This window comes from Butyrivibrio sp. LC3010, from assembly GCF_000424385.1.
Lineage (GTDB): Bacteria > Bacillota > Clostridia > Lachnospirales > Lachnospiraceae > Butyrivibrio.
The window spans coordinates 1-22706 of the sequence record NZ_AUJU01000032.1 but is presented as its reverse complement, the minus strand read 5'-3'; the positions used below and the strand labels follow the sequence as shown (position 1 = coordinate 22706).

The 22706-nt window shown below is 40.2% G+C and carries 30 protein-coding genes, 1 tRNA gene and 4 pseudogenes; 34 read left to right on the top strand and 1 reads right to left on the bottom strand.

The features are described from left to right. Positions 1-133: 133 nt before the first annotated feature. The 34 genes and pseudogenes from G622_RS0117355 (at position 134) to G622_RS0117180 (ending at position 22006) form a co-directional block, all read left to right on the top strand. Complete coding sequence (locus tag G622_RS0117355) at positions 134-502, top strand: helix-turn-helix domain-containing protein (RefSeq protein WP_026511742.1); 369 nt, start codon at positions 134-136, stop codon at positions 500-502. Further along, a complete protein-coding gene (locus G622_RS0117350; RefSeq protein WP_026511741.1) occupies positions 499-1320 on the top strand; it encodes an AAA family ATPase in 822 nt (273 codons plus the stop codon). Before G622_RS0117355 ends, G622_RS0117350 begins: the two co-directional genes overlap by 4 nt. 279 nt (positions 1321-1599) lie before the next feature. Further along, complete coding sequence (locus G622_RS0117340; protein WP_026511740.1) at positions 1600-1923, top strand: helix-turn-helix domain-containing protein; 324 nt, start codon at positions 1600-1602, stop codon at positions 1921-1923. Positions 1924-1983: 60 nt separating this feature from the next. Further along, a complete protein-coding gene (locus G622_RS0117335) occupies positions 1984-2214 on the top strand; it encodes a hypothetical protein (RefSeq protein WP_026511739.1) in 231 nt (76 codons plus the stop codon). A gap of 304 nt (positions 2215-2518) precedes the next feature. Continuing rightward, positions 2519-3067: a GNAT family N-acetyltransferase gene (locus tag G622_RS0117330; protein WP_026511738.1), complete on the top strand. Its 549-nt coding sequence runs from the start codon at positions 2519-2521 to the stop codon at positions 3065-3067. Between the two features lie 26 nt (positions 3068-3093). Then, on the top strand, positions 3094-3861 hold the full coding sequence (locus G622_RS0117325; RefSeq protein WP_026507492.1) for a nucleoside phosphorylase: 768 nt from the start codon (positions 3094-3096) through the stop codon (positions 3859-3861). A gap of 14 nt (positions 3862-3875) precedes the next feature. Further along, the gene (locus tag G622_RS0117320; protein ID WP_026511737.1) at positions 3876-4478 is read left to right on the top strand and encodes an AAA family ATPase; all 603 of its coding nucleotides are present in this window, start codon (positions 3876-3878) and stop codon (positions 4476-4478) included. A 541-nt stretch (positions 4479-5019) separates the two neighbouring features. Beyond that, positions 5020-5277 (top strand): helix-turn-helix domain-containing protein, encoded by a 258-nt coding sequence (locus G622_RS0117315; protein WP_044957975.1) that lies wholly within the window; start codon positions 5020-5022, stop codon positions 5275-5277. A 38-nt stretch (positions 5278-5315) separates the two neighbouring features. Then, positions 5316-5389: transfer RNA gene (locus G622_RS0117310), tRNA-Glu, on the top strand. A gap of 252 nt (positions 5390-5641) precedes the next feature. Then, entirely contained in the window at positions 5642-5881 is a 240-nt protein-coding gene (locus G622_RS26230) for a hypothetical protein (protein WP_026511735.1), read from the top strand. A gap of 141 nt (positions 5882-6022) precedes the next feature. Next, positions 6023-6100, top strand: a pseudogene (locus G622_RS27080) (DUF523 domain-containing protein); the annotation flags it as partial. 39 nt (positions 6101-6139) lie between these two features. Then, positions 6140-6454, top strand: coding sequence for a TfoX/Sxy family protein (locus G622_RS0117295; protein ID WP_026511734.1), 315 nt, complete (start codon positions 6140-6142; stop codon positions 6452-6454). Between the two features lie 11 nt (positions 6455-6465). After that, positions 6466-6648: a hypothetical protein gene (locus G622_RS0117290; protein WP_026511733.1), complete on the top strand. Its 183-nt coding sequence runs from the start codon at positions 6466-6468 to the stop codon at positions 6646-6648. A gap of 88 nt (positions 6649-6736) precedes the next feature. Continuing rightward, complete coding sequence (locus G622_RS0117285) at positions 6737-7540, top strand: DUF5131 family protein (protein ID WP_242833020.1); 804 nt, start codon at positions 6737-6739, stop codon at positions 7538-7540. A gap of 51 nt (positions 7541-7591) precedes the next feature. After that, positions 7592-8200, top strand: coding sequence for a hypothetical protein (locus tag G622_RS0117280; protein ID WP_044957973.1), 609 nt, complete (start codon positions 7592-7594; stop codon positions 8198-8200). A gap of 111 nt (positions 8201-8311) precedes the next feature. Beyond that, positions 8312-8746: a hypothetical protein gene (locus tag G622_RS0117275; RefSeq protein WP_026511730.1), complete on the top strand. Its 435-nt coding sequence runs from the start codon at positions 8312-8314 to the stop codon at positions 8744-8746. A 1498-nt stretch (positions 8747-10244) separates the two neighbouring features. After that, positions 10245-10319 (top strand): annotated as a pseudogene (locus tag G622_RS27180) (SEC-C metal-binding domain-containing protein); the annotation flags it as partial. A gap of 53 nt (positions 10320-10372) precedes the next feature. Then, positions 10373-10612: a hypothetical protein gene (locus tag G622_RS0117260; RefSeq protein WP_026511728.1), complete on the top strand. Its 240-nt coding sequence runs from the start codon at positions 10373-10375 to the stop codon at positions 10610-10612. Between the two features lie 44 nt (positions 10613-10656). Next, positions 10657-11592 carry a hypothetical protein gene (locus G622_RS23480; protein ID WP_044957977.1) on the top strand — a complete coding sequence of 312 codons (936 nt, stop codon included), beginning with the start codon at positions 10657-10659 and terminating at the stop codon, positions 11590-11592. 607 nt (positions 11593-12199) lie between these two features. Next, positions 12200-12682: a hypothetical protein gene (locus G622_RS0117250; protein WP_026511727.1), complete on the top strand. Its 483-nt coding sequence runs from the start codon at positions 12200-12202 to the stop codon at positions 12680-12682. 9 nt (positions 12683-12691) lie between these two features. Beyond that, on the top strand, positions 12692-12958 hold the full coding sequence (locus G622_RS0117245) for a hypothetical protein (protein ID WP_026497025.1): 267 nt from the start codon (positions 12692-12694) through the stop codon (positions 12956-12958). A 296-nt stretch (positions 12959-13254) separates the two neighbouring features. Next, the gene (locus G622_RS23475; protein ID WP_044915726.1) at positions 13255-13452 is read left to right on the top strand and encodes a hypothetical protein; all 198 of its coding nucleotides are present in this window, start codon (positions 13255-13257) and stop codon (positions 13450-13452) included. A gap of 150 nt (positions 13453-13602) precedes the next feature. Beyond that, positions 13603-13905 carry an IS1096 element passenger TnpR family protein gene (locus tag G622_RS23470; protein WP_155831541.1) on the top strand — a complete coding sequence of 101 codons (303 nt, stop codon included), beginning with the start codon at positions 13603-13605 and terminating at the stop codon, positions 13903-13905. Positions 13906-13950: 45 nt separating this feature from the next. Next, on the top strand, positions 13951-14262 hold the full coding sequence (locus G622_RS0117230; protein ID WP_026511726.1) for a hypothetical protein: 312 nt from the start codon (positions 13951-13953) through the stop codon (positions 14260-14262). A gap of 9 nt (positions 14263-14271) precedes the next feature. Next, the gene (locus G622_RS23465; protein ID WP_242833019.1) at positions 14272-14676 is read left to right on the top strand and encodes a hypothetical protein; all 405 of its coding nucleotides are present in this window, start codon (positions 14272-14274) and stop codon (positions 14674-14676) included. Between the two features lie 10 nt (positions 14677-14686). Next, a complete protein-coding gene (locus tag G622_RS0117220) occupies positions 14687-15367 on the top strand; it encodes an MBL fold metallo-hydrolase (RefSeq protein WP_044957971.1) in 681 nt (226 codons plus the stop codon). Between the two features lie 35 nt (positions 15368-15402). Then, on the top strand, positions 15403-16014 hold the full coding sequence (locus tag G622_RS0117215; protein WP_026511724.1) for a DNA-3-methyladenine glycosylase I: 612 nt from the start codon (positions 15403-15405) through the stop codon (positions 16012-16014). A 395-nt stretch (positions 16015-16409) separates the two neighbouring features. After that, positions 16410-18335, top strand: coding sequence for an EAL domain-containing protein (locus G622_RS23460; protein ID WP_044957968.1), 1926 nt, complete (start codon positions 16410-16412; stop codon positions 18333-18335). Positions 18336-18408: 73 nt separating this feature from the next. Next, the gene (locus tag G622_RS24885; RefSeq protein ID WP_026511723.1) at positions 18409-19497 is read left to right on the top strand and encodes a GGDEF domain-containing protein; all 1089 of its coding nucleotides are present in this window, start codon (positions 18409-18411) and stop codon (positions 19495-19497) included. Positions 19498-19734: 237 nt separating this feature from the next. Further along, on the top strand, positions 19735-20757 hold the full coding sequence (locus G622_RS25455; protein WP_081675386.1) for a GNAT family N-acetyltransferase: 1023 nt from the start codon (positions 19735-19737) through the stop codon (positions 20755-20757). 8 nt (positions 20758-20765) lie between these two features. Further along, on the top strand, positions 20766-21107 hold the full coding sequence (locus tag G622_RS0117195) for a hypothetical protein (protein ID WP_026511722.1): 342 nt from the start codon (positions 20766-20768) through the stop codon (positions 21105-21107). 58 nt (positions 21108-21165) lie between these two features. Next, positions 21166-21300, top strand: a pseudogene (locus G622_RS25955) (sugar O-acetyltransferase); the annotation flags it as partial. Further along, entirely contained in the window at positions 21297-21428 is a 132-nt protein-coding gene (locus G622_RS26730) for a hypothetical protein (RefSeq protein WP_256374530.1), read from the top strand. The pseudogene G622_RS25955 and the gene G622_RS26730, both read left to right, overlap by 4 nt. Then, positions 21428-22006, top strand: coding sequence for an HD domain-containing protein (locus G622_RS0117180; RefSeq protein ID WP_026511721.1), 579 nt, complete (start codon positions 21428-21430; stop codon positions 22004-22006). Before G622_RS26730 ends, G622_RS0117180 begins: the two co-directional genes overlap by 1 nt. 429 nt (positions 22007-22435) lie before the next feature. On the opposite strand, the pseudogene G622_RS0117170 reads toward G622_RS0117180, so the two are convergent. Next, positions 22436-22706 (bottom strand): annotated as a pseudogene (locus tag G622_RS0117170) (ExeA family protein); the annotation flags it as partial.

Sequence of the window (22706 nt, the reverse complement as noted above, 5' to 3'; positions counted from 1 at the left end):
GTTTAAGTAGTGTTCTGTAAGGAAAAGAGATGGTGCGTTGAGATGTCCTTTTTATGACACATCTAATGAGTATAATATAAATTGAAAGATTATTTTTGTGCTTTATGAATGTGTTTAAAGGGGACATTTTGGTATGGATAAATTGATTTTAAGAACGGATATGGCAGCAACTATGTCCAGGCTTGGAAATATTATTAGGAATAGCGGATATACGGATAGAAATATAAGTGAAATTATAGGTATTTCAGTTCAATCGGTTAATAAGTGGCGACATGGATATAGCTTTCCTGATGTTGAAAATCTTTACACTCTTAGCAGGATTCTTGGAATATCAGTTGACGAGATTTTTGTTGCTGGAAGAAACGATTATGTATTGAATCAGAATTATTATTGTGAGACGGGAAATCCGTTAGGGATGAAAATGAGAATAATGGCATATTACTGGATGATGCGTGGAGCCTATATATGTCATAAGAATATGAAGGGGAGGAAAGAGAAATGATATATCTATCAAGCTTTTCTCTTAGTAGTAGGAGATTAAAAAATCCTAATATATATCCCTATAATGTATTCAAAAACAAGGATATCGAACCATTTGTCTTTGCTCCTATTACTGTTCTGTATGGTAATAATGGATCTGGAAAATCAACAATTCTCAATATTATTGCAAATAAACTTATGCTCAAGGGTAAGGAGTATTCGACCTCCAATACATATGGAACAGTCGACTACTGCGGTCAGTTCTCAAATGAGTGTACCTATAGCCTTGCCGATGACGAAAGAACGGGACGCCCATACAAAAGTATTCCGTCAAATAGCTGCTATATAAAGAGCGAGGATATTCTTTATGAGATTAAGAAAATTGAACAGAAGAGAGTACTTTCGGATGGTATGGTTTATGACTATGTTCAAAAGGGTATGACCAAGAAGGAAGCCAAGGATTATCTCGCTTCAAAGGAAGGCAGTAAACAGATGGGGTACATAATGTTTGGGCAGGAAAAGTATTCAAATGGAGAGACTGCCATACAGTTTTTTGATGATAATTTACTGCCGGATAATCTGTATCTTCTGGATGAGCCGGAGGTATCGTTGTCACCTGCCAATCAGGTTAAGCTTGCAGAGGAACTTAACAAGATGTCCCATCTTTTGGGCTGTCAGTTTATTATAGCTACCCATTCTCCGTTTATGCTTGGGACCTTATCTGGTGCGAAAATCTACAACCTCGACACACAGGACTGTAGAGTGTGTAAATGGAGCGAGCTTGAAAATGTCAGGTATTTTTACGGGTTTTTCAAGGCCAGAGAAGATGAATTTGAATAATCTTCAACTTATGGTTATACCATCAATGGATAATATGGTTCTTCTTGCAGATATGCTTGACGTGACAATAAATGACATATTGGTATGTAATGATGTGAATGTGTAGGAGGTTTTCAAAATATCTTGATGATACTTAAAAAATGATTTTTAAACCACAGGTTTAGTTTTTTTACATAGCAGATGTGATATACTACTCTTTACAAGCGGCTGTTGTTAATCCTTAAAAGAAATGTGGTTAAAAACGATAAATATAGCAAAAGCGTTAATAAGGAGGCGGCTATGGATATCTTTGATGTTTTTGTGGACATGCAGGCTACTGGAACAAGAATTAAGGAGCTTAGAAAGCAGAGTAATATGCGTGTTTGCGAACTGGCTGAAGCACTTGGACTTGAGTCGGAACAGGCTATTTACAAATGGCAACGCGGACAGTGCTTACCAAATGTTGATAATCTTGTAAGACTTAGTATTATATTCGGATGTCATATTGAAGACATTCTTATGAATAACATGGAGATGGAAGAGGACGCGAGTCCTCTTCTTCCTTTTTTAGGGTTCGGAGTTTTGTCCGAGCCTTTTTTCAACTACGTGGTTAATGCTATTTAAAATTTATAAACATTTAATTATTGATATAGATATTTGGGATAAAGCTTATGGAGGAAATGAATGGATGTAAATTTAATTGCCGAGATAGTAACGACCATAGTGATGGTGGCGGTCTTTGTGCTATCGTCAGGATTTTTAGTTATGGGGTCAATTACGATGGAAATATATGACGAAAAAACAAAGAATGAAAAGAATTTAATTCGGTATATGGGGAATGTGGTATTAATCATCATGGATATTACGGAGTTGGAGAAAAGGTGGGCGATGCTTTTAAGGATGGCGCAAAGCTGAAGTGATAAAGAGATTTAAAGAGGGGCAAAAAGTTATTGACAGCTAACAGGGCTATGTCTATACTTACAACTAATAATCTTGGAGGAATGCCAGTTATATGACAAATACACGTCTCGTCAATAGAATGGTGGTCAATTATATGTCCGTGGAAAATATTCAGGGGCTTAGATTACCATGCGAGATGAGGCCGTGCTATATGATGAATCTGTAAACTTTTTGATTCATTAAACAAGTGTATTAAGACCTTATCAAGCTAAAATAGTTTTGATAAGGTCTATTTTTTTACATTCAGGAGGAGAACACTATGAAAATTGCAGAAGAAATGTTAACGCTTAATGATGGAAGAACACTTGTCCTAAGATCTGCAGAGGAAAAAGATGCTGTTACCATGCTGGACTACATAAAGCAGACAGCAGAAGAAACGCATTATCTTGTAAGATATCCTGAAGAAATAAATATTGAACTCGAAAGAGAAAAAGAGATAATCAGGAATAATCTGGAGGCTGAGGATTCTGCCTGGTTTACCGTATTTGATGGGGAAAGAGCTGTAGGTAACTGTTCTATAAGCCGTCACAGAAATCATCTCAAGCTCAGGCACAGGTGTGATTTTGCAATTGCCCTTGAACAGGCATATTGTAACGGTGGGCTTGGAACAATACTCATGCAGAAGGCTATAGACAAAGCTAGGGAAATTGGGTTTGAACAGATGGAACTTGGAGCCTATGCGGACAATGATAGAGCGATTGCTTTATATAAAAAGATGGGATTTCAAGAATTCGGAAGAACTCCAAAGGCATTCAAACTGAAGGACGGAACATACATTGATGAAGTTAATATGATTTTGTTTCTGTGATTTAAACACGAAGATCGGAGGTTTCTATGATAATACAAAATGAAATACCATTATTGGAATATGATGACAGTTCATCGGAAGTTATAGCTCCTGATCATGACTGGACAGCTGAGAGATTGCCGGAGAAGTGTTTATTTGCATTCCTTGGAGATGTAGTCCATAAATACGCCAAAGAGAATAATGCAGCTATGGTAGAAGAGCTTATTACAGTCTCTCACAATATAAAGATATATGTGCTACATGAGGAAAAAGAAGATATATGTCTGGTGCAGTCACCTATAGGCTCGGCATCAGCAACGCAGGTTCTTGATACACTTGTTAACTGTGGATGTACGAAGATAATTGCAGTTGGTTCTTGCGGAGTTCTTGCGGATCTTCCGGAGGATGCTTTTATTGTTCCGGTAAAGGCGTTGAGAGCTGAAGGTACTTCATATCACTATCTTCCAGCATCCAGATATATTGAACTTGATCAGGAACCGATAGCAGCTATCGAAAGCTCATTTAATAAACATGATCTTCCGTTTGTAACCTGTACAACCTGGACAACAGATGGCTTTTTCAGAGAGACCAAGGATATGGTGAGATACCGCCTTGAGGAAGGCTGTTCTGTGGTGGAAATGGAATGTGCAGCCCTTGCAGCATGCTGCAGGAAACGTGGAGCGAAGTTTGGACAGTTCCTGTTCACTGCTGATTCATTGGCTAATGTGCATGAGTATGATGCCAGGTCATTTGGTACAGGGTCCCATGAGAAAGCATTGTTGCTTGGACTTGATGTTTTGAGAGATTATAACTAAGGGTGGTGGTAAGAATGGCAAATCTTATAGTAGTGTGCGGCCCTCAGGCTGTTGGCAAGATGGTGGTGGCAGAGAGCCTTAGGGATAAATTGAAATACAATCTGATGATCAATCATGACAGTATCGAGATTTCTGACAAGATATTCGGGTTTGCGACGCCTGCGCAGAAGGAATTCAACGCTTTCTTTCGTGAAAAGGTATTCGAATTGGCTATAAAGTATGATGTTGACCTTATCTTTACATACGTTACAGCATTCGAATTGCAGGAGGAAAGAGATTATCTTACAAGTCTACATGACTTATTTACAAAGAGCGGTGGGGACTTCTACTTTGCGGAGCTCAGTGCGGATCTTGAGACCAGGCTTGCTCGCAACGAGACTCCATATAGAATGGAGAAAAAAGCTTCGAAGAAGAATGTGGAATGGAGCAGAACTAATCTTTTAGATGACAATAAGAATCACAGGCTAAATTCGTATGAGGGTGAGGTGTGGTTTACAAACCATCTTAAGGTTGACAATACAAATCTTTCACCTGAGCAGGTTGCTGATAAGATAATAGAGGCTTTTGGACTAACTCCAAATGAGAAGGAAGAAAAGGAATATCGCTTTGGGGGCTGATTATTTTATACTACAAATATAATGACAACTAAAGTTGCCGGTGTTACTATACGATATAGAAAGAGATAAGCGGAGCAGATAAGATCTCCCGGAAAGGAAAAGAAAGAGACATGACAACAATGAATCGCAATTATTGCCTCTATAGCGAAAGTTATGAATCATCACTCCAGAGCAAATCAGAGTGGATGTTTAATTTCATGCGCTCATTTAAGGATAGGCAAATGCGAGAAAATGTTGTTTTGGCAAAGAACCGGATAGTATAGAGACCGGATCAGAAGCTTATAGATAAACATGTTTGAGTACCGCTTACCTTAGATGAAAAAGGCAAGCGGTTTTTCTTTTGCCTAAAAATATGTAGAGTTGGCGTGGTTGGTACAGCAAGGGAGCGACGCGAAGCTAGTCCCCGAAGGGGAAAAACCGCCATCCTGAAAGGGTATCTGGGTTCGATCTACGTTCCACTTCGGTCGGTGCTAAGCGCACATCCCCTGGATGTGCAGCACCCCACCTCGTGTACTTGGCTTAGGCCAGAAAGGAGTCAAAAATGACACAGAATATTCCAGCGATCAACATGGTCGCTACGGGACAGAGAATTACAGATTTAAGAGTGGCAGCCGGTATGTCTGTGAGGGATTTACAGGATGTGTTCGGTTTTGCTACTCCACAGGCGATTTACAAGTGGCAGCACGGAACTGCCATGCCAACACTGGACAATTTAGTCGTATTAGCAGCTGTTTTAGGTGTTGCTATGGATGACATTATCGTAGTCGAAGGGGAATGGTTTTATTCAATAAGCGCATGAACTGAATATAGATTGCAGGCGTTAAAGTGCCTGCACATGGTCCCATAGTCTAATGGTTCAGGACGCTGGCCTTTCACGCCAGAGATACCGGGTTCGAGTCCCGTTGGGATCACTAAGGCTTTACCACTTGGAGTACAGGAAATAGAAAAGAATGGAGCTGTTATAAGAGTATATGATAAAGAACGCATGCTCATCGAACTTCTTCGGAATAAGAATTCTATGCCTTATGACATCTATAAAGAGATTCTGTTAAATTATAGGGGAATAATTGGGGACCTTGAAATATGGCGGATCCAGGAGTATGCCGAAAAATTCCCTAAAAGCAAAATGATTTCCAAAGCCCTGGATGAGGAGGTAATGTAAATTGGATATAAATGAAATGATAGATATGTACATGGAAGATGGCCTGACAAGAGAACTTGCCGCAGCTAGGGTCTGTCAGGATGTTGTTTTGAAGGCTATATCGATTGGACCGCTAAACAGGAATGTTACAATAAAAGGTGGCGTTGTCATGCGTAGTATTACTAGTAATAGCAGTAATGACCGTAACAGCCATAGGATGCTTTGTAATAGACAGACTGGAATTGGTCTAAAACATATATGAATTTGAGAACCATCTGGCGGATAAAATACCGTCAGGTGGCTTTTTTTCTTTTATAAAAACAGATATAGTAGAAGATAAGTATTTTGAAAAAAGAGCCGATTTTGGACTAGAGTCAGACAATATGAGTCTTGGAGCTAACAGATGAAAATAATGGTCAGTGCCTGCTTGTTGGGGCAGAATTGCAAATATAATGGTGGCAACAATTACAGTGAAAAGCTTTATTAAGAATTGATTTCAAAAAAGGAAAAGAACGAACCTATGGCATCAACTAAAGAGTACCTGGATTTCATATTAGAACAGCTCTCTGAGCTGGATGAAATAACATATAAAGCTATGATGGGCGAATACATCATCTATTATCGCGGCAAGATTGTTGGCGGAATCTATGATGACCGTTTTCTTGTAAAGAACATTAAGGCAGCTGTAGATAAGATGCCAGATGCGGATCTAGAGCTTCCTTACGAAGGGGCAAAAAAGATGCTGCTTGTTGATGATGTTGATAATAAGGAGTTTCTTAGAGATCTTTTGGAAGCAATGTATGATGAGCTTCCTGAGCCCAAGAAAAAGAAGTGAGGCAGAAATTCATGTGGAAGATAAAGCAATTTTTTGATGGGGACTTTGGCTGCGAGGAGCTCGCGCCAGGAGAAAAGCCAAAGGTCTCAGTAACACTTGAAAACGAAGAGAGCCAGACAAAGTCTGTATCTGTAGAGGATGCATGGCTTATAGATAGAGGGCTTAATATAGGCGATGTTTGGCCTGCGGAGTGAAAGAAGGAATAGTTACGATGAAAATCTTTGCATTTGGGCTGTGACTTTGGGATAGTGGGAGTGATTCATATCTAACTGGATGGTTTTCATGATGGAGCAATTATCGTTTTTTGAGGAAAAACACAATGATCCACGGCCTCCGCTGGCACTTAACTGGAATCTGTGGCATGGATGCACCAGAGCAAGTACAGGGTGCCTACATTGTTATGTTTACCGGAGAGATGAGTCCATAGGAAAGGACCCTACAGTCCTTCATAAGACAGATAACTTTAATCTCCCAATACGAAAACTAAGGTCAGGACAGTATAAGGGCATGTATAAGGTTCCATGCGGGTCACACATTTATACATGTTTTTCTTCAGATTTCTTTCATCCCGATGCAGATGGATGGAGAAAAGATGCCTGGGAAATGATGAATGAGCGTTCAGATTGTACATTCTTTATGATTACTAAAAGACCTGAGCGTATTGCAGATCATCTCCCTGCAGGATGGGGGAACGGATGGGAGCATGTTACGATAGCCGTTACCTGTGAGAATCAGGATATGCTGGATAAGAGACTTCCGGTTTATCTGGATCTTCCATTGTTCCATCATGCCGTGATGATAGAACCTATGCTGACTGAGGTGGATTTGAGTCCATATATCGAAAAATACAGGACTTCCGATGGGCGACCGCTCATCGAGGAGGTTTCCGTAGGTGGAGAGTCAGGAGCAAATGCAAGGGTCTGCGATTATAAATGGGTAGAGAAGGTATGGTTACAGTGTAAAGAGAACGGAATCTCATTTTATTATCACCAGACAGGAGCAAAACTGATTAAGGATGGGAAGCTTTATAACATCCCAAGAAAGCTACAGCATATCCAGGCGCATAAAGCTGGATTGGATTTATAACTTTCTAAATATCGTGCTAAGGCGCAAATCGAAGTTTAGGAGAAAGAGTAAATGGATCTGAACAAAACAATAGCAAAATTGGGCTCGTGGATAGTGACGGTGACAGTTTTTCTGTTTGCACTGTTTTTGATAATCAACTATCCTATGGGATACTACTTTGTGTGCCTTATCCTGCCGCTTGGGTTCATTGTGATGACGGCAGGTCTTCACAATGAATGTGAAAATGACCGCAAAGTCGCTGCAAATACTGGTTTAATTCTTGCGGCGATATACGGCACTTTTATTATGCTTGTTTACTTTGCACAACTGACAACGGTAAACAACGAACAACTGACCGAACAGGCGGCAAATCTGTTAGAATTCGGCAAGTTCGGGCTTATCTTTAACTACGACCTGCTCGGCTACGGTATGATGGCTCTTTCGACTTTCTTCACAGGGCTTTCGATAAAAGCAGAGAACAAAGCGGACAAGTGGCTCAAGGCACTTATGATGATACATGGAGTGTTCTACTTCAGCTGCACGTTTATGCCAATGACGGGAATATTCTCAAAGATGTCGTCTGGCGGCGATGGCCTCGGCGGAAGGTTCGCTCTTGTTGCGTGGTGTGTGTACTTTTTCCCCATCGGGATACTTTCTTTTCTTCATTTCAGAAAAAGATGATATATGATACCTGTTATTGAGCGATAGAATTCTGGTTTGTCGAGATCAGGGCATAGCCTTTTATCTCGGAATATTGCGGTATTACAAATAAAGAAGTGTATGGGGATAGGTATGAGAAAAAGAATTGTTGTTCTAAATTGCGTTCTATGTGCTGTGTTATTGTCAGCCTGCTCTTTTGAAGAAAAGAACAGTCAGCAATCAAGCGATTCCTCTAGTAAATATTACACATACTCAGAAGATGAAAGTTCTGATGATCAACTTACATCTTCTGAAAATGTTCCGAATACAGATAAAAGTGAAAATGACATTAAAGAGGATAATGTCCGTGTAACTGAAACATCATGGGAAGAGGGATATGCTATACAAAATGAAAAAGATTCAACAAAATCAGATTTCTTTTGGATCAAGTCGGAGGGTGAAAAGATACCCATTACCAAAGAAGAGCGTGAAGAATATGCTCAAAACTATGTAGAACAGGCAGATCTTAGATATATTGAGGGGACACAAGACAATGTAGTTCATATATCAGACTTATGGGACGAGTGATGTAAATTATCTCGGAAGATAAAAACAAAAATTTGGGAGAAAAACGCAGAACAATCGAGATGAAGATGAATATGAAAAACGTGATAAGAAAAGCAGAGCCAAGGGATATATCCAGAATTGCTGAGATTCTGGTGTTTACGAAAAGAATAAAGTACCGATAGAAACTTTCATAACACACAAAGGTCATCCCAAATTGTTGATGGCCTTCCTCCCAACATCAACCCGCTTATAAAAGGGGATTTAACATAGATGCACTTTCATGACTCATATAGCATGGAAGTGCTTTTTTGCATATAATAGAGTAAGTTGAATGCATGGGGATTTAGCGTAGTTGGAGGGTGCGGATATGTCGAATTTGCTTGAGTTTAGAGACAAGATGGATATGTATGACAAGGAGTCGCTTAAAATCTTTGCCAGAGATCTTTATATTGGGAAAACATCTCAGCTCAAAAAGGCAGATCTTATTGAAAAGATCGCAGAGAACTTTCTTTCAAAGGAGAGTCTTTTTAACCGGTTGGCGATTCTGGATGAAGCATCCTTGCTTCTTTTGGAAAAAGCATATGGAAAGGTCATTGAGGTAAAACCGGATGAGCCAGTGTTTGATATGGCTTGCACATTAAACGAGATGGAACTGGCATACTTCGATGAAGACCATTATTTCTCAACGCTTACAGATGTGTGGGAGATCTATACAAAAGAGATTGCTGGTGAGGAATTTAATAAGTACAGAGCAAGAGCTGCCTGGGTATGGATGTGCCTTAGATGGGCGGAAACCATGTACGCATACACACCGGTAGATGTTTTTCTGAAAGTAGTTAACAAGAAAAAAGGAATGCATATGGATGCAGAGGAACTTGATGTGATATATAAGCGTATCCCAGATGATCTGCTTAAGTCAGTCAAGATAGAAAATGTGCTTATTGAGAGGCTCTTTATCGGTCATATGGATTCTTTGGACAGGTTACGTAGAGCACAGGCGGATAAAGATTATTATTTTCCTACTCCTGCAGAAGTTGAGGAGTTGTTCTTTACGGGAGCTCTTTTATCTCACAAGGTGTATAAGGATATGCTGGCATTTCTTGTGAAAGATATGAAGATGGAGCGAGATGATGCGATTGATCTTTTGTATGAGCTTTGGGACAGGATCTCATGGCAGGATGATAATCCACACGATACCATGCAATGGTTCTGGGATCAGTTCGAATTTGCAAATGATCAGCAGGTGAATAAGATTGTTAGTCTGTACATGCCGCTGACAAATGGAACCAATATGCTCATTAACAGGGGATATGCACCAAGTGATATGCCAAGGCCGGTTCTTAAGCCGGGACAGATGCCAACCATAATTCCAGGAAGCAGTCATGCAGCTAAGATGCTTGCTGAGGCAGCTCCGCATATCAGGGAGATGGGATTTGGTGTTGACGTTGATGGAGAGTCAGTTGAAATGCCGGTTATGAACATGCCTATGGGTATGAATGGCCCTGTTGAGAAGACGACCAAGAAGGTATATCCCAATGATCCATGTCCTTGCGGTTCCGGTAAAAAGTTTAAGAAATGCTGCGGAAGAAACTGAAGCAGGCGATAAGCATGTGTGTGTTTGTATTTTTGACAAGGTAGGAGAAAGAGATGGGCAAAGAATTATTCATAAAGCAATTACGGCCTTATCTTTATCTTATGGATGAGGCACATGAAGCAACTGGTTATATAGTTGTAGGGAATGAAAAAGTATGCGTCATCGATACCATGAACGGCTACAATGATCTCCATAAAGTCGTGCGTGATATAACAGATAATAAGCAGCATCCGTTTAAGCTGGAAGAAGGTAAAACATATCAACAGCTGGAGAGCGTTATCTGTTATAGATGAAATCGGGTATGCAAAACACTATGTAAGATAAGGAGCAGAGTTTAATGGCCCAGAGGACGGAGGCTATATATAACGGAAAATCTATAGGAATTGAGTCCATATATACTGTCATTGGTGATAAGCAGATCAATATCCCGGAGAAACTAAATTGGCTTCGTGAGAAGAGCAAAAAAGGAGAACTGTTCTGTCCTTGCGGTTGTGGTGCCAATCTTATACTTGTAGCCGGGGATAGAAATCTTAGGGAACAGCATTTTAGGATAAAGGATTCTGATACAGAGCTTGAGTGTACGGCAGTAACTGAAGGCAAGACTTCGATAGAGTCAAAGATAGTATTGAAATGCTGGCTCGATGATAAACTTAAAACCGGGGACATAGACACCAGAGTGCCTATAAATGCAGTTGATGACAGCACTGACAGGAAGTATGAGTTTTCTTTTGTATCAAAGCTCCATAAGCTTGCAATCAGCTACTTCCATGACAGGGCAAACATCACAGATGAAAAGCTTGATATTCTTGATATGAATACACAGGATATCAAGATTTATTATATTGCTGATATCATGAATTGTGGCTCCGGAGGTCAGTTTCCGGAATGGATGATGAAAATTGAAAGCAGACAGGGTTATTGTTTGTTTTTGTCGATAGATGGTATTGATTATAAAGATGCTCGCCTGGAAGCAGCCTTTTACGATCAGGATATAGAGGGGCTGTGGTGTGAAACAATTGTTACAGAAGGAAGGCTCAGTGACTATTCTTTTGATGAGAATAATAACCTATTGTTTCACAGAGATAGTTTAGATACTTTATATGATAAAGCATATTATGAATTCAGAAATAAGCAGGATCGTGAACACGACAGACGTATCATGGAGCAGGAAAAGCGCGAGGCTGAACGCCAAAAACGCTTGGAAGAAGAAAAGAAACTCCAAGAGGAATACGAGCGAAAGATGGAACCATGTTTCAAACGTCTGACAAACTAAAAAATGGATAACTCCGGAAATTGAATAATAGGCATATTGTAAAGAGTTTATTACAGCAGATCATGAGTTTTTGTGGTCTGCTGTTTTTGTATTAATCTATATAGAAGAAATAGCTTAAGAAAAACTTTAAAAAAAATATCATTTTGGAGGTTGTGGAATGATCTCTCCCAGTGGGAATAAGTGAAGGAGTAAATAATCCTTTCGTCGGACATTGAAAACTGAATAGTCATTCATCAGGTACAGTCCTGTACTGTGGAGCCGCAAGGGTACGCCTTTAGCGAGATAGCCCCTCTGGAATGCCGGTAGCACCGGTATGGCAAAGATAAGTACAGGGATAATGAGACTTCCGCTCAGCCACAACTAAACGTAATGGGAGCGGCCCGGCGAGACCCGCGGGGAGGAGAGAACCTGTGGGTTCATCGCCTTTCCTTATCCTAGGCTTTGACGCGACATGTCATCCGATTGTTGAAAATTAAGACTCATTTAATAAAAAATGTCGTATAATCTTGATGTAGTGAAGTTATGAGAAATCACTAGAGTTATAGAACGCAGAGTTTGTTTTCAAGAACGATAGTTTTGATATGGTATAATGAGGAGTAGGTAAAAGGTGGAAGATGATTATTTGATGTTGTCAGGGGCAATCAATTCCGCAAAGTCAACCCAGGTTGCTCTTAATTCGCTGAGGCTGGGGGAGGCAGGATTAAATGCCCATAGACAGAATTTGCTAAATAGAGCACCGGTTACAGATAGTTTTGCATCTTTTCCGAGAGACAGCATAGAGATTGAGGATTTGGCATATCTGTCGGCTCATGAAGATCATGAATTTGCTCTGCTCCGTGGAAAGAAGAATGATATTTTAATCCATGGAGAGCATTCAAAGGTAAATTTTGATGAAGATCTGGAAGCACTATTACTTCAGGGGAAATATGAACTTATAGCTCATTCGCATCCGGATATAGAGCTTACTGCTTCAAGAGAAGATCGTGAATTTCTAAGACGGATAGGACAGAAATCAAGCGTGATAATCTCATGGTATACTGGCAATATGATGAAGTTTTATGCTGACCCGTTTGAGGAGTTGTTTAATTAGGAGGCAGCTATGGATAGAGAAAAAATTGGATTTAAGGCATGTCTGAAAGCAATAGGAGAAGATTTTGCAGCCGCATATAAAGACAATATGGTTTTTAGTTGCGGAGAAACGGAGCAAGGTTTGTTCTGCTTTTTGGGTATTTCAACACATGATTATGAAGGAGAAGGATTGTGTTTGAAATCAAATGTGGATGATTGGGACTATTATGCGTCCTGCTACGTTCTTGAGAATAATGAAGTTAAAATGGATAAGTGTAAGCTTCCGACGTTGGTTTGATTTTTTCATTCTATGAAATGATGTGTGTACGTATACAAAGGTAGTTGTGGTAAAAGACCATAGCTACCTTTTCTAATAGTTTTAACAATAGGTGTTATCCTAGGTTTGATGTCCGCGGGTGAGAAACAAAATTCTTACACCCACCCATACACCCAACTTACACCCGTTACACCCATAACAGATACCCATAGTTATCCGTGTTTTCAGGGAAGTATGCCTAACCTGTAAGGAGGCTAGTTACCTTTGATACTCCTTGCAGGGATGGTAAATATTTATCAAAGGTGGTGAAACTGAATATGGCAAGAAACAGAGCTTACAGACGAGATATGAGAAATAGGGCCATTGCTCGTAAAAAGCATTTAAGCCATGATGTTTATGGTCTTGATTGGTTTAGAGTGGATGGAGCATATTCTAAGGGACACATTGGCTGCGGTTGTAGAATGTGCAAATTCACAAAATTCTATGGTATAAAGGCTGCGCCAGAATGTTCGTAGCCTTCCTCCCTCCAATAACCCTGACACATTAGTGGGATTTACCATAGATAGACTCTGACGACTCATATAGCGCCAGAGTCCTTTTTTGCATATAATTAAGGGAGTTGGAAGAAGGGGAGTTACGTATGGAATTAATAGTGAAGTACTTTGATGAGCTTAGTACCAATGAGCTCTATGAGATTTTTGGAAGATACAACAGCTTACGATATGAACAATCAGCCCCTGGATTATGAGTATGCCCAGAAGATGGCAAAGGTCTTTTACGACAAGAGACCTACCTGCGCCTCGCTCGATGGAATGTGCGTCATGAATGATGTTGGCGGCATGGGAGGATTCATAGACTTTTTGCAGAACTTAAAGCACGGAGATCCCGATGAGAGAAAAGAGCTCCGAGACTGGGCAACATATATGGGGTGGACCGGCAAGCTGCCGAAGGTGGAGAGTTTGTCGTGACAGGAAACTGATTATGTCTAAGTGGTGACAGAGGAGGAAAATTATATGGTTAAGATATACGGAATGCCTACATGTCCTTACTGCGATTATATTCATGAGCAGATAGTTGGACGAGAAAATGAATTTGAGTATATAAACATCGGTGAGAATATCAGAAACATGGGAGCTTTTACAAGGCTTCGTGATACCAATCCGGCATTTGATCATTCTAAGGAAATTGGCGATGTTGGTATACCGGCCTTTGTTCTTGAAGATGGTAGCATAACGCTTGATCCAGCGGTTGTAGGCCTTATTGAATATGGAACACCTGATGCCTGCTCTATAGAAGACCATAAAAGCGGAAGAAAAGGGTGCTGAGGGGAAAGTATGAGATATTTGAAATTCCTGGATCTGATACCGCTTATTATGTTCTTCATTGTAGATAAGGTAAGAGGAACACTGATCAGCAGGTATTTACTGATCATAATTGTGGTACTTGGAGTTATAAATATGCTTATTGCAAAAGGAATGAAAGAGTATTGCATTTCATCTCTGATGCTTGTTGTATCGACTGCCGCTGGAATGATTCTCTACACGTATTATTACTACTATTTTGTCAGTGCCGGTCCTGAGACTCCGATTTTTGGTGCGGCTATCATGATGGTTTATGGATTTATTAGGGAAGATGAAACGATAACCGGAGGCCTGATATTGGGATATTCTGAGGCAGGAGAGCCAATCAGGGAACCGCTTGAGAGAAAAGGTAATCCGGTAACCTGGGTAGAAAAGTAAGGGGATAAAGATGAGTTGGGAAAAGATTGATGAGAGTACATATCAGTACGACGAAGGTGGAGTGAGATTTTTTCTTTTGATGGGTAAGAAGGAAGCTCTGCTGATTGACAGTGGGATGCAGACGCATAATGCAAAAGAGCTTGTAAAGGAGCTGACTGATCTTCCTGTCAGGCTTTTTAATACACATACGGATGTAGATCATGTTGGTAGTAATGAAGAGTTTGATGAAGTGATGATTAATCCTGCTGAGCTTGTTAACTATAAGTTACCGCATCCTTCACAGAAGATTGTTCCCGTATATGACGGAGATGTAATTGATCTTGGAGAACGTGAGCTGCTGGTAATAGCGCTCCCGGGACATACTCCGGGAAGTACAGCTCTTTTGGATAAAAACAGCGGAATGCTTTTTAGTGGAGATCCCATACAAGATGGACATATCTTCATGTTTGGTGAGATGAGGGATTTAAGTGCATATATCCATAGTCTCAGGAGACTTGATAAATACAAGGATGACATAAAAGGGATCTATGCCAATCATGGAACACTCCCGGTGGATTATTCTATTGTGCCAAAGCTCATTGAAGGGGCACTGCAGGTTGAAAGAGGAGAGATTGTTCCTGTTGAAGTTGACAGGTTCGGGAAGACTGTCCATGTGTATGATATAGGGGTGGCATCATTTTTGTGTGATTGATAGATGAAAAACAGATATTTTATGAGGATTATGCTATGGGCTTTTGCGGATGGGCGGACGTTAATGAAAGAAATAAGATTTATCATGATAATGAGTGGGGCGTTCCTGTTCATGATGATAAAAAGATGTTTGAGCACCTGATGCTGGAATGCATGCAATGTGGATTATCCTGGGACCTTATGCTGAAAAAGCGAGAGGTCTTCAGATCTTGTTTTGATGGCTTCGATTATGACAAGATTGCTGAGTACACTGATGCAGACATAGATCGGATACTTAATGCAGAGGATATGATAAAGTCGCCCAGGAAGATAGCTGCTGTCATAAACAATGCACAGTGTTTTCGGAAAGTTAGGGAAGAGTTTGGTAGTTTCTGCGATTATATCTGGGCATATTCAGGTAATAAGACAATACTCTACAGTGGTCACAGTAAGCTTGGTGGGAAAATTCCCGTAAGTAACGGACTTTCCAAGACGATAAGTAAGGACCTGAAAAAGAGGGGCTTTAAGTACGTCGGCGAAGTGACGATATATTCCCACCTACAGGCATGTGGAATAATCAATGATCATGACGAGACCTGCCCATGCTATGAAAGGGTAAATGCTGCAAATCCAACTGTGAATAAACGCAAGGACATGGAAGTATATTAAGTTAAAATAGTTTCACTTACTGTATTCCCTAAGCCCATAATAATAGAACTTCTTAATCTTCTCCTTAAGAGATGCAGGCTCAATTACTATTGCATCTTGGCCAAAACGCTTGAAGTATTCTTCAAGCTGAAGCTCATGCCAGTCAAAGTAGTACAGGTCTCCTTCGATTTTTGAAACGATAGGTCTGTTCTTGGTAATTGCTTTAAACTTTTTAACTCCATATTTGTTCAGGCGAACTACTGCATGAGCTTCAATGAATGCAGCAATACAAATATTGAAAAGACATTCATGTTGATGCTTTATAAAGCTTTAATTTGATATCGGTATTGCGTTCATATTAAAATAGAATAGGAGTAGTATGTTAGCTGTTTGACTGAATCAATTGGAGAATCCTTATGTTTAACTGGATCAGCCCTTTCAACTATGACTTTGCAATAGCAGCAATCCCTATTCAGGTAATCCTTCTTTTGTTTTATGGAGTCAGAAGGAATCTGCCGATCAGGCAGAGTTCCTGTTTCTGGCTTGTCATGTTTGCCAATCTTGTCATGACTACTGCGGATATCATCTCCTGTGAGATGAATGAGATATGGTATGAATACCCACTTTGGGTGATGTATGCTATCAATCACGCTTATTTCCTTGGATTTATTGTCAGAGGCTGGGCACTTTTTGCTTATACGGCGGAGTCATCCCACAGCCATAAAGATAATTGGATTTTCAGGATCGTGACTGCGCTGCCAGCTTCGGTGGCAGTACTGCTGATTCTTTCAACTCCATGGACATCGGCTATCTATACGATTGCAGAGGATGGCTATCACAACTGTTCTCTTTATAAGACTATCTATTTCAGTACATATTTCTACATCATTATTTCTCTGATAATTGTAATATTTAACTGGGCAAAGCTCTCAAGACGAATGAAAGCGGGACTGCTTTCATTTAATCTGCTTCTTTTATTAGGCATCATAATAAGAAAGCAGTTCTATCATATGCTTGTTACAAGCTATTTCAGTATCCTTTGTATCATCATCATATACCTGACTTCAGAGAATCCGGATCTCTACAGGGACAACAGGACAAGGCTTCTGAACAAGGATGCTCTTGATCTGATAGGTCTTGACTACTGGGAAAGAAAAGTCCCTTTCAGCCTCTTGACAATGGCAATCCACAACTATGAAGAATCTAAATCAGTTTATGGAATCAGCCAGGTGAATGACGGCCTTAAGGCCATAGCTTCATGGCTTGTTAGCAGCTACCCGAAATACAGTGCTTTTTATACGAGGAACGGCAATTTCATCCTGCTCATAAAGGGCCATCTAAATGAAGATCCTGGGAAAATGATGGAGGAGTGGAAAGAAAAGTATGAGGCTCTTCAAAGATCGTATTACGGCATCGTGCAGATGAAAATATCAGCAATGCTGATACCGGATTCAGTGATTGATACAGATGGTTTAGTTGCTGGAGATCTTGCAAGATATGCAGTAGCCAATTCGTACAATGAAAACAGGCGTGGTATCTATGTCTTCTCAGATGAGATGATCAAAGGCGTAAAGAATCAGAAATCAATAGAGAGAGCAGTAAAGGATGCTATCGCTGATAACAGATTTGAAGTCTATTTCCAGCCTATTTATTCAAACAAGGAAGGCAAAGTCCTGGGGGCTGAGGCGCTGGCAAGGCTTAATGATTCAAAGATGGGCTTTATCCCGCCTCTTGATTTCATACATGTAGCCGAGAAAAACGGCGACATTATGGAAATAGGCAGGCAGATATTTGAAAAAATCTGCATTTTCCTTGAGAGGATAGATCCGAAAGAGCTGGGTATCGAATTTATAAATGTTAATCTGTCGCCCATTCAGTGCATGAGTAACAGCCTTTCACAGGAGCTGGCGAGTATTGCGGCAAAGCACAATATCCCTATGAGCATGTTTGCCTTTGAGATTACAGAATCCCTTATTGATGACTACGACATGATCCAGATGCAGATAACAGGACTTCAGGCGATGGGAGCGGAGCTTTCGCTGGATGATTTCGGTACGGGAGCTTCCAATATATCAAGCCTTATGACGCTGCCAATACATGTAGTAAAGGTGGATATGACATTTACAAGATCCTTCTTTGCAGGAAAAGCAGGTTTTCTTCCTGACCTGATCAGGCTGTTCCAGCACTCAAATATGGAAATTGTTGTAGAAGGCATTGAAACAGAAGAGATGAAAGACAAAATGGCTGAAATGGGGTGTGACTATGAGCAGGGGTATTTCTTCTCTAAACCTCTTCCGCCTGCAGACTTTGTAAAGTATATGGAAAGCATGGTCAATGCATAGCAGGGCAGGATTCTTATTCTTGCTTTCGATTATATTTAAAACTTTTATCTATAGTACATCACGAGGCGTTTTGATGAATCTGAAAAGATACTGGTCATTTATCATATATGGTACTTATCATCCTGAAGAACTGGCGGAAATTGAAGACATGCGTTTTAAATACAACTACAGGATTCTCTGGATCTCTGGATTGTTTTTCATTGCCATGCTTGCAGGTGCGATCGTTACTTTGCTTGCAAAAGGCGGGGATTTGAGCTACCTCATGGGGCATGATAATATACGCATCTATGTGCCGGGGCTGATTCTTATGATCGGTTTTACTGCACTGGAGCATTTTGCTGATTTTAATAATCACAGAAAAATGTTTATTGCGATGATGTACCTTAAAATCCTTGTTATATACAGCATCATAATCCTGCTTGGTACGAAGATGATTCCAGAAGCCAATGCGGTACTGTTTTTCATGGTGCTTATTATGGAGCCGGCTATATTCTCTGATCATCCCTGGCGGACAGATTTGTTTACGCTCATTTCTGTTCTTCTTTTTCTTAATCAGTCACACCACTTCAAAGAACCCAGGTTTTTCCAAATGGATATAGTGAGTGCAGTTACTGCAATTCTAATAGTGGTGTTTGTCAGCGCAACCAATCAGCATACAAGGATAAACAGCTGGATTAATTCAATCCGTATTCAGGGCCTTAGTGAGCATGATTCTTTGACGGGGCTGTATAACAGACAGGCCTTTGACATGGGGATGAAATGTGGGTTTAGTGCATGTAAGGATATTGCTTTCGTCATGTGTGATCTGAATGGGCTTAAGCTGGTTAATGACAGTAAGGGACATGCTGAAGGGGACAGGCTACTTAAGAAAGGGGCAGAAATACTTACGTCAGTATTTGGTGACGGGAACGTATACAGGCTTGGAGGCGACGAGTTTTTTGTTGCACTTGCAGATAAAAGCAATGGAGAGCTGTCAGAACTGATTGAAACCCTTAGGGCAGATGAGAGACAGAATAATATCTCTTTTGCGCTAGGTGCAGCCCATAGAACAGCTCCCTTTGGGAATCTAAAGGAGCTTTATAAAGAAGCTGATGAAGAAATGTACCTGGATAAAGAGAAGTATTACAGGGAAAAAGCTCACAACCGAAGGAAATCCAAATGATAAGGCTTGACTCTGTGTTTTTTGGATAATACGGCTGCGCGAAGATGAGGCATGGAGAGCGTCAACCTTGAGATGAATTCTGAAGCAACACTAACTATCCTTGGCAAAATACAGATACTGAAAAAGAGCTAAATCGGCTCTTTTTTCTTGCGTCAGTTATAAAGAGATAGGTAAATGTAATTGCTGTTAAGCGGCGTCTTTTTTTGATATATTAGAAATAGTTTTGGTGGAGGGAATATGGTGCAGGAAGATTGGATATTGAATTTAGAAGACAATGAGTGGCCGCTCACTACAATTGACCATGACAGAATGATTGCCAGGGCAATAGTAGTGGATGATGAGGGCTGCTTTTATTTTGTCAGAGCAAACAGAGATGATGATTTTGGTAAGGCAACTCTTATAGAAACGGCTGGTGGTGGAGTAGAAACCGGAGAAGACTTAGATACAGCTATCAGGCGTGAGCTAAAAGAAGAACTTGGTGCTGATGTTGAGGTTTTATGTAAGATTGGAGTAGTCAGCGATTACTATAATCTAATTAACAGGCATAACGTCAATAACTATTATCTATGTAAGGTGAAATCTTTTGGGGATAAGCATCTTACCAAGGATGAGATTGATGATTTCCACCTTTCAACTTTGAAACTTAGGTATGATGAAGCACTTGCTGAATATGATAGTTGTAGATGCACTAGCCTTGGAAGACTAATTGCTAATAGGGAAGTGCCGGTTTTAAAAAGAGCAAAAGAACTGCTGCAGAAGATAAGGGTGGAATCATTTAGTATGGATTACCTTCAGGATTACTTTGATGGATTCGATGAGGACATCACAAGATATCAGTGGCCGGATCCTTTTGAGAGTATTGATGATGCCAGAGAACTTTTGCAGGGATTTCTTGACGAGGCAGAGAGCGGTGAAACAATACTTCTCTCTGTACTGTCAGAGAATGGAGAGTTAATAGGAAGTTCCGAAATTCATGGGCTTTCAGAGGATTGCTCTGAAGTCGGTGTTTGGATAAAAAAAACAGAATGGAACAAGGGATATGCGTATATAGCATTGAAGAAGGCGCTTGATATCGCTCGTATAGAGTATGGAAAAAAGGAGTTTTTCTATGAGGCAGACATCCGCAATATTGGTAGCATGAAACTTCTTCAAAAGTTTGAAGATGAATATGAAATTACAGAACAAGAACTGGAGAAGGTAACTACTGATTCCGGGAAAGAACTTGAACTTCAGGGATATATCATGAAGGTAAGGGAGTAAGTAAAACTATGAATAAGAAAACGATTGCTACTACAATTTACATTCTGGGAATATGTTGTGTACTTTTCTTTGGTGCAAGTGCAGTTATAGGTGGAAATACTGTAAGCAATCCGGAGGCAATGATTCCTTTCACGGAATTTGAGAGAAATATGATAATACTGGGGATAGGATTTATTCCGATGATAGCGAGTTGCTTTTTCATGTTATCAGCTTACAGAATTAAGAGTCGCACAAAAAAGATATTAGTACTTATACCGGGGATTGTGACAGGAATACCTTTTATAGTAGGTGCTTGTTTTGTGGTATATTTGCTCTTCCTCGGAATGGTTGATGTTATGGGAATGAAATAATAAGTAGGAGATAGTGGAAAAGTAATGGAACTTCGCAAAATAAATAATGAAGATGCTAAGTGTCGTTACGAAGGATCTGCCGGATAATGTTATTGCTGTAGGAAATCCTTGCAGAATAATCAGGGAAATCACTGAAAATGACAGGGATTATTATTTCAAAGACAGAAAATTTGATGTGGATGACTATAAGTGATTCTGAAAGTCAAAGGACTCTGGTGGGAAGATGGAATCCGTCAGACGAAAGAGCTTAATGCAGCACTGGAGCGGACACTTAAGAGCTTTGCCAGATTCAACGATTGTCAAAGTGTGGAGATGATGTGATGTACAATGAAATAATTGAAAAAGCAATTCAATATATAAAGAAATTGTTCGAAGGAAATTCAGACGGGCACGATGCACAGCATACACTTCGAGTATACAAAAATGTGCAGCTGATATCGGAATCATATCCTGAAGCTGATTCCTTAATAACTGCTCTTGCTGCGTTATTACATGATGTTGATGATCATAAGCTTTTCAAAACAGAGAATAATGCCAATGCCAGATCCTTTTTACAAGAGAATGGTGTGCCTGATGAGTCTACAGAAAAAATCTGCGAGATAATAAACGCAGTGTCTTTCAGTAAGAACAAGGGAAAGACTCCGGAAACACTTGAGGGCAAGATTGTGCAGGATGCAGACAGACTTGATGCTATTGGCGCAATAGGAATTGCCAGAACCTTTGCTTATGGAGGAAAAGCAGGAAGGTCTCTTGATGATTCAGTGCAGCATTTTTATGATAAGCTTCTTCTGCTCAAAGATGAGATGAATACTGAGGCTGCTAAGGAAATTGCCAGAATGAGACATGAATACATGGAAGGATTTCTGAAGGAATACTATGAAGAAATCAGGTGCGAGTAAGGTATGGAATTTTGGACAGTTGGCTAACAATCTGTAAAAGGTCTGAAAATATTATTGGCAGTGAATTGTCAGTCAATTATACTTACAACTAATAATTTTCAGAAAGTTAGATGCTATGGAAAGACTTATTCTCGTCACAACATACATGGTCATTACAACATCCGTGAATATGATTCAGGGGTCTGTTTTTGATATGTATGATGAGGATAAGATTATTTGTAAGGCATAGTCAGTGCTTTATAACTGATATAGTTTACAAGGCCTCATCAAGTGTTGTCCGGCACATTAAATGAGTCCTCAATCTTCACTTTAAATGAGGCTGCATAGGGTGTCAGACAAAGGGTACAGTTAGATTGTTTGACACCTGATTTTCTGATTATATAAATGAAATCATCCCTCACGCACTTTAAATGAGTGAGGGATGTAATCCTAACCAAGTTCGCAGTCATTGACTGCCTGCATGACGATGTCGGTTGTAATGAGATCAGCTTTGGCGCTGTCACCTATAAGGAGGCTGGCGTTACAGTACTTGTTTATGAGACGCGGAGTTCCATCAGCTGCGTTGAGTATTGCTTCTATTGCTGCATCATCAAAGATGGTCTGATTACAGCCAGCACCTTTGAGCTTTTCAGAGATATAGCTGCGGCCTTCTTCCTTGGTCACACCATCAAGGTTGTAGTTCATGACGATTCTCTGCCTG